At 39.5% G+C, this 16,175-nt stretch carries 12 protein-coding genes; 2 read left to right on the top strand and 10 right to left on the bottom strand.

What is annotated here, in order from left to right; translation table 11 throughout:
* Nucleotides 1–103: 103 nt before the first annotated feature.
* From ACFSKV_RS05675 to ACFSKV_RS05635, 9 genes are all read right to left on the bottom strand, one after another.
* Complete coding sequence (locus ACFSKV_RS05675) at nt 104–1,273, bottom strand: helix-turn-helix domain-containing protein (protein ID WP_380800934.1); 1,170 nt, start codon at nt 1,271–1,273, stop codon at nt 104–106.
* A gap of 249 nt (nt 1,274–1,522) precedes the next feature.
* Nucleotides 1,523–2,065, bottom strand: coding sequence for a hypothetical protein (locus ACFSKV_RS05670; RefSeq protein ID WP_380800933.1), 543 nt, complete (start codon nt 2,063–2,065; stop codon nt 1,523–1,525).
* Nucleotides 2,062–3,096 carry an HAD family hydrolase gene (locus ACFSKV_RS05665; RefSeq protein ID WP_380800932.1) on the bottom strand — a complete coding sequence of 345 codons (1,035 nt, stop codon included), beginning with the start codon at nt 3,094–3,096 and terminating at the stop codon, nt 2,062–2,064. The genes ACFSKV_RS05670 and ACFSKV_RS05665 overlap by 4 nt, the downstream gene beginning before the upstream one ends.
* A gap of 53 nt (nt 3,097–3,149) precedes the next feature.
* The gene (locus ACFSKV_RS05660; protein ID WP_380800931.1) at nt 3,150–4,718 is read right to left on the bottom strand and encodes an arylsulfatase; all 1,569 of its coding nucleotides are present in this window, start codon (nt 4,716–4,718) and stop codon (nt 3,150–3,152) included.
* 410 nt (nt 4,719–5,128) lie between these two features.
* Nucleotides 5,129–6,523: a TolC family protein gene (locus ACFSKV_RS05655; RefSeq protein ID WP_380800930.1), complete on the bottom strand. Its 1,395-nt coding sequence runs from the start codon at nt 6,521–6,523 to the stop codon at nt 5,129–5,131.
* Between the two features lie 11 nt (nt 6,524–6,534).
* Entirely contained in the window at nt 6,535–7,881 is a 1,347-nt protein-coding gene (locus ACFSKV_RS05650; protein WP_380800928.1) for an HlyD family secretion protein, read from the bottom strand.
* A gap of 15 nt (nt 7,882–7,896) precedes the next feature.
* Entirely contained in the window at nt 7,897–9,597 is a 1,701-nt protein-coding gene (locus tag ACFSKV_RS05645; protein ID WP_380800927.1) for a peptidase domain-containing ABC transporter, read from the bottom strand.
* Nucleotides 9,587–10,267 carry a TetR/AcrR family transcriptional regulator gene (locus ACFSKV_RS05640; RefSeq protein WP_380800926.1) on the bottom strand — a complete coding sequence of 227 codons (681 nt, stop codon included), beginning with the start codon at nt 10,265–10,267 and terminating at the stop codon, nt 9,587–9,589. Before ACFSKV_RS05640 ends, ACFSKV_RS05645 begins: the two co-directional genes overlap by 11 nt.
* Before the next feature lie 768 nt (nt 10,268–11,035).
* Entirely contained in the window at nt 11,036–12,688 is a 1,653-nt protein-coding gene (locus ACFSKV_RS05635; protein ID WP_380800925.1) for a M28 family metallopeptidase, read from the bottom strand.
* A gap of 617 nt (nt 12,689–13,305) precedes the next feature.
* On the opposite strand from ACFSKV_RS05635, the gene ACFSKV_RS05630 reads away from it, so the two are divergent.
* A complete protein-coding gene (locus ACFSKV_RS05630; protein WP_380800924.1) occupies nt 13,306–14,340 on the top strand; it encodes an alpha/beta hydrolase in 1,035 nt (344 codons plus the stop codon).
* Between the two features lie 2 nt (nt 14,341–14,342).
* Here ACFSKV_RS05630 and ACFSKV_RS05625 read toward each other — a convergent pair whose 3' ends face one another.
* A complete protein-coding gene (locus tag ACFSKV_RS05625) occupies nt 14,343–15,245 on the bottom strand; it encodes a DUF1684 domain-containing protein (protein ID WP_380800922.1) in 903 nt (300 codons plus the stop codon).
* 128 nt (nt 15,246–15,373) lie between these two features.
* On the opposite strand from ACFSKV_RS05625, the gene ACFSKV_RS05620 reads away from it, so the two are divergent.
* A complete protein-coding gene (locus ACFSKV_RS05620; protein ID WP_380800921.1) occupies nt 15,374–16,135 on the top strand; it encodes a 3-keto-disaccharide hydrolase in 762 nt (253 codons plus the stop codon).
* Nucleotides 16,136–16,175 lie beyond the last annotated feature (40 nt).

Raw genomic sequence — 16,175 nt, 5'->3', positions numbered from 1 at the left:
GTCTTACTAATTTACTCACTTCCACTAATGTACTTGTTTGTGGTATAAGTTGGCATGATGCTGGTTTATTAGAATTGTTAAAATTTTCTACCGGTTTAATTGGTCAGGATTTCTGAATACTCCTTAAAAATTCAGAAGGCCTCATTCCTTTAAATTTTTTAAAGGCAACAGAAAAGGAATTACGGTTGTTAAATCCACTTTTCTCTGCCAATGCCTCAAGTGTGAGGTGTTGGAATTGTCCGGATTCAATAATTCTGCATGTTTCTTCGATCCTATGCCTATTGATCAGATCGTAAAAATTTGAGCCATGAACATGGTTGATAAAGTGAGTGAGTTGATAGGAAGGAATCCTGGTGTCTTTTGCCAAATCTGCAAGGGTATATCCTTTTTTCAAATAGGACTTATTGATATCCAAACATTCCTTGAGTCTCTCTTCAAAATGTGCTGATTTCTCAGATGACCATATTTCTGTCTTTACCGTATCTTGGAAGACTTCTTCCTGAATCACACTTAAGTATTCAAACTCATTATGGCCATACAACACCTTGGGGAAAAATAAAATGGTCAATCCAGAACCCAAGACTAAAATGGATCCTGTCAAGTGTGCCAGGTCATATTGCAAATGACCCAGTTTCAAAAGGTTTGCCACTAAAAATGGGAAGATCATCAAGGATGAAAAAACCAGGTATATCAGCATCCAATTGAGCCAGGGTTTTTCAAATTTTGGAATTACCTGTTTATGATACCGCTGAATCAATAACCTAAAGGAAAGTATCCAAAAAAATAAAATTACAAATGTTCTGAAGAGTGTATGGAAATTTTTGGGAAGAAAAAGCGATTGGTTGTAAGCCACAAATAGCTGAGGGTCATATATTTCCTGCATGATCAATTCCTTTTTCTCTGCCACTGACATTCCGAAAATTACATGAGAATAATCCGCAACAAATAGTAATGCGGGAAGGAAAAAAGCAAAATCCCAGTAATTATGAGAGTTTGGATAAAGTACAGCTCTGATATAAAGATAGAAAAACGGAGGGAACAAAAGCCCAGCAAAATTACCGGTCCTATAAAGTTGGGGGAAATAAACAAAATTACCCGAAGAAACCAGCCATGCGATAAAGGTGCCATATGTCAAGGTAAAAAAAGATAGACCCAACAAAATATTGGCTGGGTACTTTTTCAAACCTACGTACAACAATACCACCGAAATCACCAATCCCAAAAATTGGGAACCCAAATAAACCAAGTCCTTGAAGTGAATGACTATTTCCATCTCAAAATTGAAACTGAGAAAATAGAAGAAAAAACCTTCAAATCAAAACAACGTTAGACCTTTCAATTTAAATGGACAAATTTGTTTCTGATGAATCTCCTAATTGTTCCTAACTTAAAAAAATCAAGGCGATATAGGAATTTAATTCTTCTAGGCCAAATATACTTCACATGTTGCCAAAGAGTTAATAATTACGATAAAACATTGGATGCTTAATAATTTTATATATGCCATATTCTTTAACTACCTTCACTTTCTTCCTAAGACTTTGTTGAAGGCTACTCCAAACATCCAGGTATCATATATATTTTGTTTGTTTTCATAGATAAAGTTGAGGGCGATTTCAAAGTTTTCTGAAATTTCAAAGCTGTATTCGGTCCCAATCCTCCACAGAAACAGGTTTTCGTTTTTTTCAAATTCATAACCGGGTCCGGCATATACAGACCAATGCCGTTTGAAATGGTAATGACCGACCAAAATGGTAGAAAAAGGAAAGCTTCTTTCCAATAGTGCCCCTTCCTCCTTTACTTCAAAGGACTGAAGCTTGATATCAGATTGAAACGCAAAAGACCAACTCGGATGGAAATAATAATCCAAGTCGAATCCCCAAGTCGGGATCACCAGAATATTCTTTTCACCATCAAATGCTTTTGGCACGTGGGAGTTGCCCATCATAATTGCGCCTCTCCAGCGAGGCTCATGACCCAAGGATTTTGAGTCCTTTTCCTCTTCTTGGGCAAATGATTGAACTATTATTCCTAAAATGCAGAAAAAAACGGAAAGATATCTCATTGGTCTTTAGAAATTGGATAGATGGTATTCCAATCCTTGGCCATATCTACCACAACCCAACCTCGGGATGGCCCCTCCGTCAATCCTATTCTCAACCTGCCGATATGTGAAAGGCTGTCATAGGCATACTCCCTGACTGAATCTGTGTGATGGATCAACAAACCAAGTCTTAGCCCAGGTAGCTGGGTGGTATATTCCAACATTTCAAAGTCCCCATCTGAGTTACCAACAGCAATGATTGGCTTTTTACCGATATGTTGATGGATGCCTACGGGTTTTCCGGATTTGTCATCTATGAAATTGAGTTCGGGAATCTTTACAATCTCCATTTTTCCATTTAATTCCTGATAGGTTGCCTTGATTGAAGAACCTACGACATGATAAGGAGGAATGCCATAAGCCTCTTCTGCCCATACCCGGAGAAAATCTATACCTCCACCGGAAACAATAAAAACTTTATAGTCATGAGCCCTTAAGAAATCCAGCAGCTCCAGCATTGGTTGAAAGATCATTTCATCATAAGGCCGCCCGGTATCCGGATGCCTGGAAGTAGAAAGCCAGTTTCGAACGGCAGCCTCAAATTGATCTTCTGTCATTCCGGCATGGGACTTCATAACCAGTTCGATTAAACCTTTCTCTCCTCCTCCCATCAGCCCTTTCATATCGCCAACGATAGCCGCTTGAAATATGGGATCTTTTGACCATTCCGGATGATTAGGTGCTTCTTTTTTTACAAAGTCTATGGCATAAGCCAATTGAAAATAATAAGGCTGTTCTCCCCAAAGCGTACCGTCATTGTCAAAGACGGCAATCCGATCTTTTTCTGGGATAAAATCAGCACTGTTTTCTGTGGTGGTTCTTTTTACAAAATCCTGAATAGACGTTTTAGTAGCGCCTTCATTCCAAGATTCCAAGAAGTTGTATTCAAGTATTATTGTTTCCGAATCTTTGGTATTTGTAGTGAATTGACAGGAAAAAATAAAAACAAAAAGAGATAAAATTGCCAGTAAGTTAATGTGATAATTTTTCATTGAGCTTTAAGTTAAAAAAAGAGCCATGTACAAAAGACATGGCTCCTATAATTTTATTGATTTTGACCTTTCACCATATTTTCTATTTGTTTTTCAACCTTAGACAAACTCCAATCCCCAGCTGCTTGGCTTGGTGGATAATCTTTAAAGGTTGAAAGGAAATTGTAAGCATAACCTTGAATTGCCATGATGATAAATGCCCTGTCAATATACCAGTCATAGTAAGTATTAGAACCTTTCAGGGCTTTTTCAAAAGGATCTCGCCTTAAGTTAAACAGGTAAGGGGCTCTTAGTTCAACAAAAGGTTCTAACCAAATTTGAAGTTGATCGGCTCTGTTTTCCTGAAACATTACCTTCCAATCGTTAAATCGAAGAGCAGAAATATTGCCTCCATCTGTCACGTAAACAAATCCCTCTCTTGGAGATTCTTTTACTTTTCCAGTAAGATAATCCAATTGGTTTACTCCATCGATGTAATTTTTATAGGTTTTTCCACCTACAGCATATCCGTTCATGATTTTGGATTTGATATTGGCATCACCTGCTGCAGCGGCAAATGTAGGAAGCCAGTCTTCGTGAGCTACAATTCCGTTGAGTGTTTTTCCTGCAGGGATTTTACCAGGCCATCTCACAAAAGCAGGAACCCGATATGCACCTTCCCAGCTCGAGTTTTTCTCGCCGTGGAAAGGAGTAGTTCCTGCATCAGGCCAAGTGTTGTAGTGTGGTCCATTATCCGTAGAATAGAATACAATAGTATTGTCTGCAATTCCCAGTTCATCCAAGAGAGCCAAAAGTTCACCTACATGCATATCGTGTTCCACCATCCCATCGCTATACTCATCCTGGCCAGAAATTCCTCTATGCTCTTTTTTTACGTGTGTACGGAAGTGCATTCGGGTTGCATTCCACCAGGTAAAGAATGGTTTTCCGTCCGCTACCTGCTTTTTGATAAATTCTTTGGCAGCTGCCATACTTTCATCATCGATGGTTTCCATTCGCTTTTTAGTCAAAGCTCCAGTATCTTCTATTTTTTGTCCCCCTTTACCATCTGACCAGCTATGGATTACTCCTCTTGGACCAAATTTGTCTTCAAATTTGCTACCATCCTTCAAAACCATTCCCGTAGGATAATCCTCCTGTTCAGGTTCTTCTTCCGCATTCAAGTGGTACAGGTTTCCAAAGAATTCGTCAAATCCATGCATAGTAGGAAGATGTTCATCACGATCCCCCTGGTGATTTTTCCCAAATTGACCAGTAGAATAACCCAAGCTTTTCATCACCGTAGCAATCGTAATATCAGAAGCTTGCCAGCCTTCTTTTGCACCTGGCATGCCAACTTTGGTCATCCCTGTTCGAACAGGTACATTTCCACCCAAAAATGCTGCTCTACCTGCTGTACAGCTTTGTTGGGCATAATAATCGGTAAATCCGGTTCCTTCCCTAGCTATCCGGTCAATATTTGGAGTCATGTAACCCATCATGCCGCGGTTGTTGTGGCTGATGTTCCAAGTGCCGATGTCATCTCCCCAAATGACCAAAATATTGGGCTTCTTTTGGGCTTGTGCCTGGCAGATTGTAATTAATCCTGCCAATAGTAGAATCAAAAAGGAAATTTTTTTCATAATAAGAGAGTGGTTATGGTTAATGTAATCAATTTTAAAAACTATTAATATACAAAAAAGTGTCTTTATTTGTTAGAACTGTGATTAAGAAGTAAAGAGTTTTGTCACTTTTATCCTAAAGATGACAAATCAGTAACAAATTAAGCAATGAGCCAGGCCGCTCTTTGTTTCTTAATTTGTGAAAATAAGTTTTTGGTCTTTTAAGAAAAGATGCCTGAATATTCAAAGCTTATTAGTTCTTCCTTATATAAAGGATGTTGATGAAGCGAAATAATTTTACAATTTTAAAGAAAAAAAGTCAATTTTTATATGATTTGAAAAATCAAATTATATGTTGATTTAGTGCGGTTTTGGAAAACCGCAATACATGTTAATTTTATGCGGTTTGGAAAACCGCACTACAGACCGAACTACTGTGGAGCTTGCTCATCGAAACCTAAACCTGCGGCATTCAGCATTTTTGCATAGGCAGTTTTCCGCTTGGCGGCCAGCTGGTTTAAGGTGACCTGGGCATTGAAAAGACTGACTTCACGGGCATTGACCAAAAACAGTGAGCTCTCCCCTATTTCAAAGCGTGTCATTTCTCCATCGAGTAGCTTTTGCAAACCATTTACATTGTTGAAATATATCTGTAACTGGTTTTCTACCGTCTCAAAATTGTAAATCTCCGCTTCCAATTTGGTTTTCAACTGTACAAATTTCAGATCCCGCTCATAGTTTTTAATCTCCAGTTTGGCTTTCGTGAAACCCAGATTTCCTCTTTCCTTTCTCAAAAATAAGGGCATCCCAAATGTTAAACCTGCCTTGTAATTGTTTTCCAGAAAGGGGGATAAACCCATATCACCAATATTCTCTGTGAGAAAGTTGTAATTTACTTTCAAAACGGGTTTCAACATTTCTGCTTTTAATCTTCTTTCTACTTCAGTAGATGCAATATCGTAATCCTTCAGCTGTAACTCAGGATGAAATACAACATATTCCCTCAGCGATTCCTTGTTGTAGTCAAACAGCATATCATTTAATACGTTCTCCGGATATACCCCCTCCAATAATTCGACTTCTTCTTCATTTTCATCCCAAAGAAAGGTATTGACAACCTGGGTGGATCTAAAAAAATCAATCTGGGCAGTCTGAAAACGGTAAATTCGGTCCATCACCTGCGTATACGCTTCTACTGTATCAATGGCAGGGAAATCCCCAAGAATATAACTCTCCTTGACCATTTCAAAGCGTTGATGTGCCAACCTCACTCCTTCTTCCAGGACTTTCAGGTTATTGTAATTGGATGCCCAGGTCCAATAGACATCCGTAGCGTCCAAATAGAGTTCATTCAAAATCTGCTGCCTTTCCGCCTTGGTAGCATCCACATAAATCTGAGCCTGTCTCAGAGCAGCCCTTCTCTTATCAATGAAAAGACCCTGGCCAATATTCACAGAAGCACCAAATGCCACCAGGCCGTTGTCGGGCACTCGTTTTTCTTCATTCAAAAAGGTACCGGAATTCAATTCGTACAAACCTTTCAATTCCACCCCTGCCCAGGTCGGTACTACCAAACCACCTTCTCTTTTATCAAAATAATTCGTTTCCTTAAAGCGTTTCCTGTCCAAATCCACATAGACTATGGGATCAAATCCCCCACGTGAAGCCCGGAGTTCCTGTTCCCCAAACTCAAGGTTGACATCTGCCAGTTTTGCCACAGGATGAAAAGACCTTACCCATTCCATATATTGGTCATAGGAAAGCATTTCCTGGGCATCCGAAGAATGAATGGTAATGAATGTAAAAAGGACTAAGAGTCTGCGCATGGGTTAATCAATTACTTTTTATTCGCTGCTTTTTCTCTTGCAGTGTAATAATCAGGTGGGAAACCGTTGAGTTGACGCCACAATTCATACCATAAGGGCACATCATTCAAGAGGGCTATGCCATCAGCCCCAGAACCTATCCTTAAGGCTTCAGGCCAGGGTTTTTCCTGCGGATCTTCTACTACCAGAATCCTGTATTTACCATCAGGACCTGAAAAATTATCTATGGCATGTACTACTCCCCCAAAGGTACCATTGGTAATCTGGGGCCAACCAGAGAATACGATGGCCGGCCAACCATCGAAGATGAACCTTACCTTATTGCCTAAACGGATCAATGGAAAATCAACGGGTTCTACATACATCTCCACGGCCAACTGGGCATTTCCTGGAAGAATGCTGATAATTTCTGCCCCTTCTTTGATGGTTTCCCCAATACCTACCTGAATGGCCCTGGTGATATATCCTTCCTGAGGTGCTAAAATGTAGCGAAATCCTGTTCTGACTTCGTAATTTGTATATTGGTTTTCCAACTTGGTGGCAGTTGCCTCTGCATCAAATTGGGACGACATGGCCTCATACATATCCGCCTGTGCCTTGGCCATCTTATCTCTGAAATCATTGTCAATCGCATTCAGTTCAATTTGGGCTGCAATCCTTGCATTAACGCTTTTCAAAAGATTATTCTCAGCTGCAATCAAATTAGCCTGCACTTCCTGAAAACGCAATTGCCTTTGTTCAAAATCAGTTTTAGAGCGCAACCCCTCTTCAAATAATTTTTCCGTACGCTGCAACTGCTCTTCCCCAATGGCATAATTTACTTTAGCCTGTTCGAAACGTATACTGTCGGAAGTCACCTGAAGTTCTGCCATCCTCAAGCGGTTATCAGCCTGTTCTTTTCTGAGTTTGTTGTTTTCCCTCAAGGCGCTGATCTGTATTTCCAGGGCTCGCACCTTCTCAGAATAAGATTTGGCAGACATGGTCTTTGCATCAACCTGGAGCTTCGTCCGCTCCAAAAGCATGGGGTCAAAATAATCATCCTTGATTTCCGATACCAATAGGACAGTATCTCCCTTTTGCACATAATTACCTTCTGCTACATACCACTTTTCGATCCTTCCTGCAATAATGGAGTGCACCGTCTGAGGCCTTTGATCAGGCCGTAATGCAGTAACAAAGCCCTTTGATCTGATATTTTGTGTCCAGGGCAAAAACAGAAACAGAAATAGAGCAACAAGAAACCAGATCAATATCTGTATCCTTCTACGGCTTTCATCCTTTGGGAAACTCATTCCCATACTTTTATATCCTGTAAAGGATACTTTTTCCCCAATCTTATTTTTTGAAATATCGATCATAACTGACAAAGGGGTTTATTTGGATTTTTCTGCTAAATAGGGTCCTGTAGGTCCATCATAGGTCAACCTACCTTCTTTGAGTTCGATTACTCTTGGGAACTGGGCAATGACTTCGGGATCTTCAGATATCATCAAGACCGTCCAATTTCCTGAAAGGATATGCTTGATAAACCGTTTTTGTTCCTCCTCATCAAAACAGGATATCATATCTTCCAAAAGCAATGCTTTAGGGAAATTGACCAAACATCTTGCCAATACAATTTTGCTGATGTTGGATTTGCTTAGGTTTTTACCTTCCGGCATCAGGTAGGTATCCCAATCCTCAGGAAGCTGATAAATATACTCCCTCAACCCAACCAAGTCTATGATTTCCCTCACATGCTTCTCACTGACTTCCTTGTGCAGCGTGATATTATCATAAATGGACCCATAGAAAATGGATTGATGGGATAGGCTGTCTCCAATATAACTTCTTAATCTGTCAAGATTCATGGTGTCAATTGGAAGTCCATTGACAATAATTCTTCCTCTATACTCACTGTAAAGACCGGACATCAGATATAATAAGGTGCTTCTTCCACTACCACTTTTGCCTGTCAGAATAACCTTCTCCCCTGCTTCCAAAGAAAAAGAAATTCCTTTGATAATATCCTCAATAGTATCTTTGGCTTTAAATTTCAAATCTCTCACTTCAAATTGCAGGCTTTGTTGGTTTGTAGTCAGGGATTTTTCTGTTCCTTCCTGACGTTCCATAGGTAAATCCATAATCTGACCGATTTTTTCGGTAGCTGTCAGGGTATCATAAACAGTATCCAAGGAGAGAATTACCTTTTCCACCGAACTGACGATCAAAATGATCACCACTTCCGCTGCAACGAATTGGCCAATACTGATCTGATTGTCAATCAACAATAAACTTCCTACCACCAAAAGAACCGTAACAATCAAAGCCTTGAAAATGATCATTACTTTGTATTGCATGACCAAAACCGCAAAGTGCTTGTTTCTGTAGTCTACATAGGCCTGCAGAAGTTTGTCAATCGTATAAAAAGGCAATTTTGAATTTCCTGCCAATTTGAATGTGGCCAAAGTCCTACCGATTTCTTCTAACCAAAATGCCGTTTTATATTTTTGCGAAGAAACTTTCAGGTTGGTTTCCATTCCCTTAGGACTGGTGAAATAGAAAATCAATACAACCAAAGCGATCAATATCAAACTGAAAATCACAAAAAAGACGTTGTAAAGGGCCAAAAGTATCATTCCAAAGAAAATCTGAACTGTGGCAAATGAAAAATCTATCAGGATCTTCGCTAATCCCTTTTGAAGGCTTACTGCATCGAAAAACCGGTTCACAAGTTCTGGTGTATGGCTATTTTGTAATTCGTCCAATTTCAATCTGGGCAATCGATAGGCAAAACTAAATCCTGTTTTGGTAAATACCCTCTGTTCCAATTTTTCAGTTAGGTAAAGTTGGGAAATCTGCAGGTATCCCCCGAAAGTAATCCCCAAAGCCACCACCAACACCATAATCAACCATGCAGTACTGACCCTTCCACCTAAAACAAAGTTGACTATAGCCTGAATGCCCAATGGATAGATTAAGGAAACTCCACCATTCAGGATGGAATAGAAATAAATGGCATAAACTTCCTTTTTTTCCTCATTTAGAAGTTTGAAAAACCGTTTTAAAGGTGTTAGTGCTACCTCAATTTTCATTTTCTATTGTTTTAAAAACCAATTGATTGAAAAAATCAACTCTACTGTCATTACCGGGATGCTGTTCGGTCAACCCTGGCAAATGCCTGGAATAATAAGACTGGATTAAACTGGATTCCATGACGGTGGAAACCAAAGTCTTGGGGTATTTAAAATTTGGGTTTATTTCCAATATGATTTTGGCGATTCTTTCCCCCAGTTTATGGTAATGGTTAAAGAAACCCTTCCTGTACTCCTCATCCACCTCCTTGGTCATAAATGCCTTTGTGGCTTCGTCAGTAAACAACCTGCGTAAGGATAATGGATTTATAAAATCATTATGGGTAAAGATGGGGCCTTTTACCAAAATTATGATGGCAATTTCCAGTTTTTTTCTAGCATCAGTTAAATTGGCAGTTCCAAAAATCAGATTCTGTTCTAGATAACCCCAATACCAGGAGTTCAAAAACAACAACAATTTATGTTTGTTCTCAAAATAACGGTAAACTGCCGATTCTGTGCATCCAATCTGCGTAGCTAATTTTTTAAAAGTGAATTGTTCAAATCCCAATTCAATCATCATTTCCACACTGTGTTGGATAATTTCTTTACCCAGTTCAGAGCTGAGCGGATCCTTAAGAAATATATCCTCATTGATATCCACCCTTATTTTCTGTAGAATGCTTTCCATAATTTAAGGATTACAATAAGCAGATAACGGTATTACTTTACAAAAGGTTTAAAATATTATACAAAAAGTTTGTAATACACGCAAATAATTTCAGAAGTAGAAAGTCGGAGTTGGGAAGTGGTCAATTTTAAATGATCCATGACCAATTACAAATTACTAAATTCAAAGCTTCAAAAAATCCAAACCACAAAATCCAAATTCCAAAAGTCCAAAGCTTAAGCTACAATATCCAAAATCCCAATCAGGGCCATTATGCTGAATAAAGTGAAACAGTCCTTAATAAGCTTTCAAGATCAAAAGGTGAACCTATTTTAAACCTTCCGACATCCGCCTTTGGCTTTCCTATTTATCCAGCACTTGCAGCACTTCCATGAGGAGATTTACCCTTTTTCCTCAGGCGATGCCCTGGGTTATCACATTTCGGCCCTTCAGGCCTGATCCGTCCATTTTCCAATTCTTCTTTTCATAAAACCTCCAACCTATTGGATCCTATTTCCAAAACTATCAAAGCTTCCCTCTTTTTTTACTTTAGTTCTTTTATTCATCATCTTCCATTCTCTTAGGCTCCCAAACTCTAAGTCCATTCGTCACCTACTCCCTAAGTCTCTAAGTCATTGTTATCTGCCACTTTTTACTTTTGCCTCCTGAAATTCTCAGGGACAAGTTTTTACCTTGGCTCTTTTATTTCCTCCCATAATGAAAACCTAAACACCTTAAATCCTCAATGGTTCTAAAATCCGCCTTTCTACTTCCGCTTTCCGAAACCCCTTACTTCTTCATATATCCTTCCCGAATGGCTTTGAATTCAGAACCTTCTTTCCATTGTGGCCATATATCACTATTAGCCAAGTTTTTACCTACATTGTATAAAAGTTGCACATCATCAACAGCTCCTTCCAAATTCCACCTTTCAGGATCATAAGCATCAGAAGGTTTGTGATAATATTTTACGGTGTAATCATCCTGCAATTCTTTTCCGTAAGCTTTGCCTTTCTCAACATGGTCTATACCTGTTCCGAAGTAAAGTGCAGGAATTCCTACCTTGGCAAAATTGAAATGATCTGACCTGAAATAGTAACCGGCAGAAGGGGTTGGTTCGGGAGCGCTGTACCTTCCTACTTTGGCCAATTCTACATTGAGGAGGTCTTCCATTTCGGATTGACCTATGCCAATTAGGGAAACATCCTTCATTTTTCCATAAGGATTAATCCCGTCCATATTGATATTGGCCACCGTTTTTTCTACAGGATAAATGGGATTCTCCGCATAATATGCAGAGCCCCAAAGTCCCTGTTCCTCTGCTGTTACGGATAGAAATACCACAGTCCTTTCAGGTTGCTTATCTGTTTTAAAAGCTTTTGCCAATGCCATAAGGGCTGCTGTACCACTGGCATTATCCAATGCCCCATTGTAAATACTATCCCCAAACTCATCCGGCTTACCAATACCCAAGTGGTCCCAATGAGCGGTATAAATGATATATTCATCTGGTTTTTTGCTTCCTGTGATTTTGGCAATGACATTCCTGGAAATATCGTAAGTTGCTTCTACCTCCATCGAAGAACTAGCCTTCAGGTTCATAGGAATAGCTTGAAATTCAGGCCTCCTCGCTTGAGCCAGCATTTCCCTTTCATTAAGTCCCGCCATCTCAAACAATTGATTTGCCACAGGAAGAGTAACCCAACCTTCAAATTTTGGTTGGTAATTTTCTTTGCCTCTGTTGTCCAAATACAATTTGGATGCATTCCAGCTGTTTTGTATTACATTAAATCCATAACCTGCAGGAATGGTATTGTGGACTATCAAAGTTCCCAATGCTCCTTGTCTAGCCGCTTCTTCAAACTTGTAGGTCCAACGCCCATAATAGGTCATAGTATTGCCTTTAAATAGGGATTCGTCTTCTGTACCAAACCCAGGGTCATTGACCAGGACCATGACGATTTTATCCTTGACATCAATATTCTTGTAATCATTCCAGCCATATTCGGGCGCAATAATCCCAAATCCTGCAAAAACAATTTCAATATCTTCGAACTTTTGAAATTGCTCTGTTCTTTGGGTCCAAAGCACATAATCTTTCAAACCCTCCAGCTTCAGTTCTTTAGATGCAGATTTTATAGTCATTTCATTGGAAGGCCGGGTGGTAATAGAAACCATTGGCACATCCTGATAATAACTATCTCCATTGCCAGGCTCCAAACCCAATGATTTGAATTCATTTTCAAGGTATTTGACAGCGATTTCCTCACCTTCCGTAAATGGCATCCTTCCCATAAATGAATCAGAGGACAGGGTTACCAAATGATTCTCCAGATCAGAAATTTGAAATTGGTAGGTAGATGATTCTTTGTTTTGGCATGCTATGAGAATTATACCTGAAATGGTTGCTGATAATAATGATTTAAACTGATTGAAATTCATTGGTAGAATATTTTTTAGGGAAATATAGGAATAAATACCTTATCGGTAAATGCTTAGATAAAATCACGAAGGATTGAATTTGGAAGTCGGATGTCAGGTGTAGGTTGACGGATGTTAGATGCGGGATGTTGGATGAAGTAGGGATTATATGTCATAAAGTTTTAGGGAAGCCCCGCAATGCTGCCGGACAGGCTTTCTCTTCATCCAGCATGACAGCGTCTATTGCGCAATTTTTGAAGTATGAAGTTTGGAGTTTTAAAACCATTAAAGAGTTAAGGTATTAAGGGTTTCATTAAGGTCTTTTTTTCGAACCACAAAAGTCAAAAAAGAATCACAAAAGTTCTTCAATCAAAATCCCTCTTCTGAATATTCGGGACCTGGTAAATTGTTATTGACAAATTAATACCCTTAAGCTTAGTAATCTGTTTGACCCCAAGGGGGGCACATGTTTTTAGAAACAAATTGCAGCTATAAATCTACGACCCCATCGGGGTCGAATATTAAATTATAATTGGTTTCATAGCTGTGGATTGATTTGGAATTTGCTAACTTGTAATAGGGTAATTGAAAATTTTTCATGGTTTTAGTTTTACATTTACAAACTAATTCCCCTGATTATGAAAACAGTGTTGAAAGTTGTATTGGGTTTGGCAATTGTACTTGCTGTAGTATATATGTTGGGACCAAAGTCCAAAATACAGAGCCTGGAAGGTGATTATCCCTCAGTTCCTACAAGAATCGCTGATATCGAAAGCTTTGTAAGGGCCAAGCAAGATACTATACGGGGTTTAAAGCCAGGAAATGAAGCTAAAATTGTTTGGGCTGATAGTTTGAATAAAAGTAAAACACCTTATTCTGTGGTCTATATCCATGGATTCGGCGCCAGTGAAATGGAAGGGTCACCCGTGAACAGGGAATTAGCAGCACATTTTGGGGCAAACCTCTATTTGGTCAGGTTACCTGAACATGGAATCGATAGGGAAGATGCCATGAAGCATTTGAGCGCACAAAAATTGGTGGATGAAGTCAGGGAAGCCTATATGATCGGTAAGAGTTTGGGGGATTCTGTAATTGTGGTAGGTACTTCGATGGGTGGCGCACTTTCCCTGATCCTTGCTTCGGAAAGACCTGATATGAAGGCTTTGGTCATATATTCTCCTGCCATTGAAGCCGGAGGAGGTGCTTTGGATTCCTTTTTCAGACCTTGGTACAAGTTCATTGCTGAAAACTTTGGATTAAAAAATGGGGTAAATATAGTTGCCCGTGAGGGCGAAAAAGCTAAATATTGGTCCTCTCAGTATCATGTTAATGGCTATGAAAGTCTTGCTGTATTATTGCGAAGCAAAATGACCGTAGAGACCTTTCAAAACATTCATGTTCCTGTATTTTTAGCTTACTATTACAAAAATGAACAGGAACAGGACTTTGTGGTTTCTGTACCAAAAATGCTGGAAATGTATGATCAGTTGGGTACAGAGGAGAGCCAAAAAAGAAAGATGGCCTTTCCTAACACCGGTGACCATGTCATTGCTTCAAGCATTACTTCCCATGATTGGGAAGGCGTATTACGGGAATCTATACAATTTCTTGAAAGAGTGGCGAAAGTACCTGTCCCTTTTGAAGAAACCTCAGAATTCAAGGAGGCAGCTTAATCTTAGTGGTCTCCGTAATTTTTATGTCCGGCTGAGATGGCCACATCCAACATATTTTGTCTTGGCGGTAAAGGACAGGTGGCATGAGGCGTATAGACACAGGGAGGGTTATAGGCTTTATTGAAATCGAGGATAACTCTTCCTGAAACATCAGCTCTTTTAACATACATATACCTTCCTCCCCCATAAGTCTCCCTCCCGCTTGTTTCATCTGCAAATATCAGAAATAGCTCATCTTCCTCTTCAGCTTCAAGGGCATCCAATCGGAATGTTTTGTCAGCTATTTCGAATTCCAGGTATCCGGGACAGGGATTTTGGGTAGTCTGCCCGATAACATTGGTAATGGCTATTGTCTTGGAAGATTCATATGGGATAAACCGGGCTTGAAGCCTCCAGTTCAGATCGATAGGGAACTGTTCAACTCCCTTGAAATTCCTTACAGATTCTGCCTCATAATCTCTCAACCTCACCCCATAGGCATCAGCTCTTTTGATGATAAGCCAATGAAGACTTTTATAGGATAAGGGCTTTGTGATTTTATTTTCAGCATCAAAAATCAAGGTTTTTCCTTCTACCGCAATGCCATCACTTTTAACTTCATTTACCAAGGGTTCAAAATATACCTTCCCTTCTTCCAGAAAAAAGACACCCAATTCAACAGGAAAAGTGCTATTTTCAAGTTTAAAATCCATGGATTCCCCTGAACCAAAGCTATTTCCTCCTTCTTCCAACCAATATAGCCCGATCAGGTTCAACCAGCCGTTTTCTGCTTTAAGTGAAGTCATTTTTTCTTCATGCCATGCCTCAATTTCTTTCCTATGCTCCTCTTCAGAAAGGATTTCATTTTTTTGGCATGAGAACACAAGCGGTAAAAGAATAAGTGCTTTCAGAAGTGGTTTTTTCATGGGGATTTTTTTAATGGAAGAAAATTAATAAGATTTTTTCATCTCCAACCGAAAAATACATAAACAGCATGTTTTCCTGTCAAAAAATTACTTAATTGATAATCCATTACATATAAACCTGAAAACCTATGAAAAAGTCTTTGGCCTTCCTTTTAACTTTAATTTGCACCATGACCTTAACCTATGGACAAGTTGGAGTTGGAACACAAAAACCAGCTGATGCCAAAATGTTATTTGATGGCAGCAAAGAAATGCTCCATGAAAAATGGACTTATTGGAACGGCCCAAGATTGAAGGCAGAGCTTCCCATCAAATGGGAAATTGTTGCCGATCCAGTGGATAAGGGATTTGCCATGAACAGCAATGACCCGGCAGCTGCAGGAGGATTATATGGGGCCGCAGACATTGTTACCAAAGAAGAATTCAGGGATTTTAGATTACATGTTGAGTTTTTGATCAAGGAGGAAGGAGGAAACTCCGGAGTATATCTTCAAAACAGGTATGAAATCCAGATTTTGGACGGGGATTATGGCTTACATGGAATAGCTGCCATTATCAATGAACATCTACCTACTCAGGAGGCTTATAATGGTGTGGGCAAGTGGAATGCTTATGACATTATGTTCAGGGCTGCCCGCTTCAAAGATGGAGTCAAAACTGAAAAAGCCAGGGTAACTATATATTTCAATGGTAAAAAAATCCATGAGGATAGAGAAATAACCCAGGTTTGGGGAGGCCCCAATTCAGGAATGGACGGTGGTAATGACGGAGGAAAGGGAATCACCGACCGGCCCGGAGGAATAAAACTACAGGCAGAAGGACATAATGTGCTCTACAGAAATATTTGGATCAAGGAAGTCAATTTGGATCAATCCAGTACGGATTTTTAATGAATATGAGGATTCAGTTCAATATTCCTCTGTTGTGACC

Origin of the sequence: Shivajiella indica (genome assembly GCF_042683085.1) — a bacterium.
In the GTDB taxonomy this organism is placed as follows: domain Bacteria; phylum Bacteroidota; class Bacteroidia; order Cytophagales; family Cyclobacteriaceae; genus Shivajiella; species Shivajiella indica.
Note: the sequence above shows the minus strand (reverse complement) of the source record. Positions and strands in the feature narration are given on the sequence as shown.

Bases quoted from the DNA above. Each gene is read 5' to 3' on its own strand.
- ACFSKV_RS05675 (WP_380800934.1), bottom strand. From the start codon at position 1,273: ATGGAAATAGTCATTCACTTCAAGGACTTGGTTTATTTGGGTTCCCAA.
- ACFSKV_RS05670 (WP_380800933.1), bottom strand. From the start codon at position 2,065: ATGAGATATCTTTCCGTTTTTTTCTGCATTTTAGGAATAATAGTTCAA.
- ACFSKV_RS05665 (WP_380800932.1), bottom strand. From the start codon at position 3,096: ATGAAAAATTATCACATTAACTTACTGGCAATTTTATCTCTTTTTGTT.
- ACFSKV_RS05660 (WP_380800931.1), bottom strand. From the start codon at position 4,718: ATGAAAAAAATTTCCTTTTTGATTCTACTATTGGCAGGATTAATTACA.
- ACFSKV_RS05655 (WP_380800930.1), bottom strand. From the start codon at position 6,523: ATGCGCAGACTCTTAGTCCTTTTTACATTCATTACCATTCATTCTTCG.
- ACFSKV_RS05650 (WP_380800928.1), bottom strand. From the start codon at position 7,881: ATGATCGATATTTCAAAAAATAAGATTGGGGAAAAAGTATCCTTTACA.
- ACFSKV_RS05645 (WP_380800927.1), bottom strand. From the start codon at position 9,597: ATGAAAATTGAGGTAGCACTAACACCTTTAAAACGGTTTTTCAAACTT.
- ACFSKV_RS05640 (WP_380800926.1), bottom strand. From the start codon at position 10,267: ATGGAAAGCATTCTACAGAAAATAAGGGTGGATATCAATGAGGATATA.
- ACFSKV_RS05635 (WP_380800925.1), bottom strand. From the start codon at position 12,688: ATGAATTTCAATCAGTTTAAATCATTATTATCAGCAACCATTTCAGGT.
- ACFSKV_RS05630 (WP_380800924.1), top strand. From the start codon at position 13,306: ATGAAAACAGTGTTGAAAGTTGTATTGGGTTTGGCAATTGTACTTGCT.
- ACFSKV_RS05625 (WP_380800922.1), bottom strand. From the start codon at position 15,245: ATGAAAAAACCACTTCTGAAAGCACTTATTCTTTTACCGCTTGTGTTC.
- ACFSKV_RS05620 (WP_380800921.1), top strand. From the start codon at position 15,374: ATGAAAAAGTCTTTGGCCTTCCTTTTAACTTTAATTTGCACCATGACC.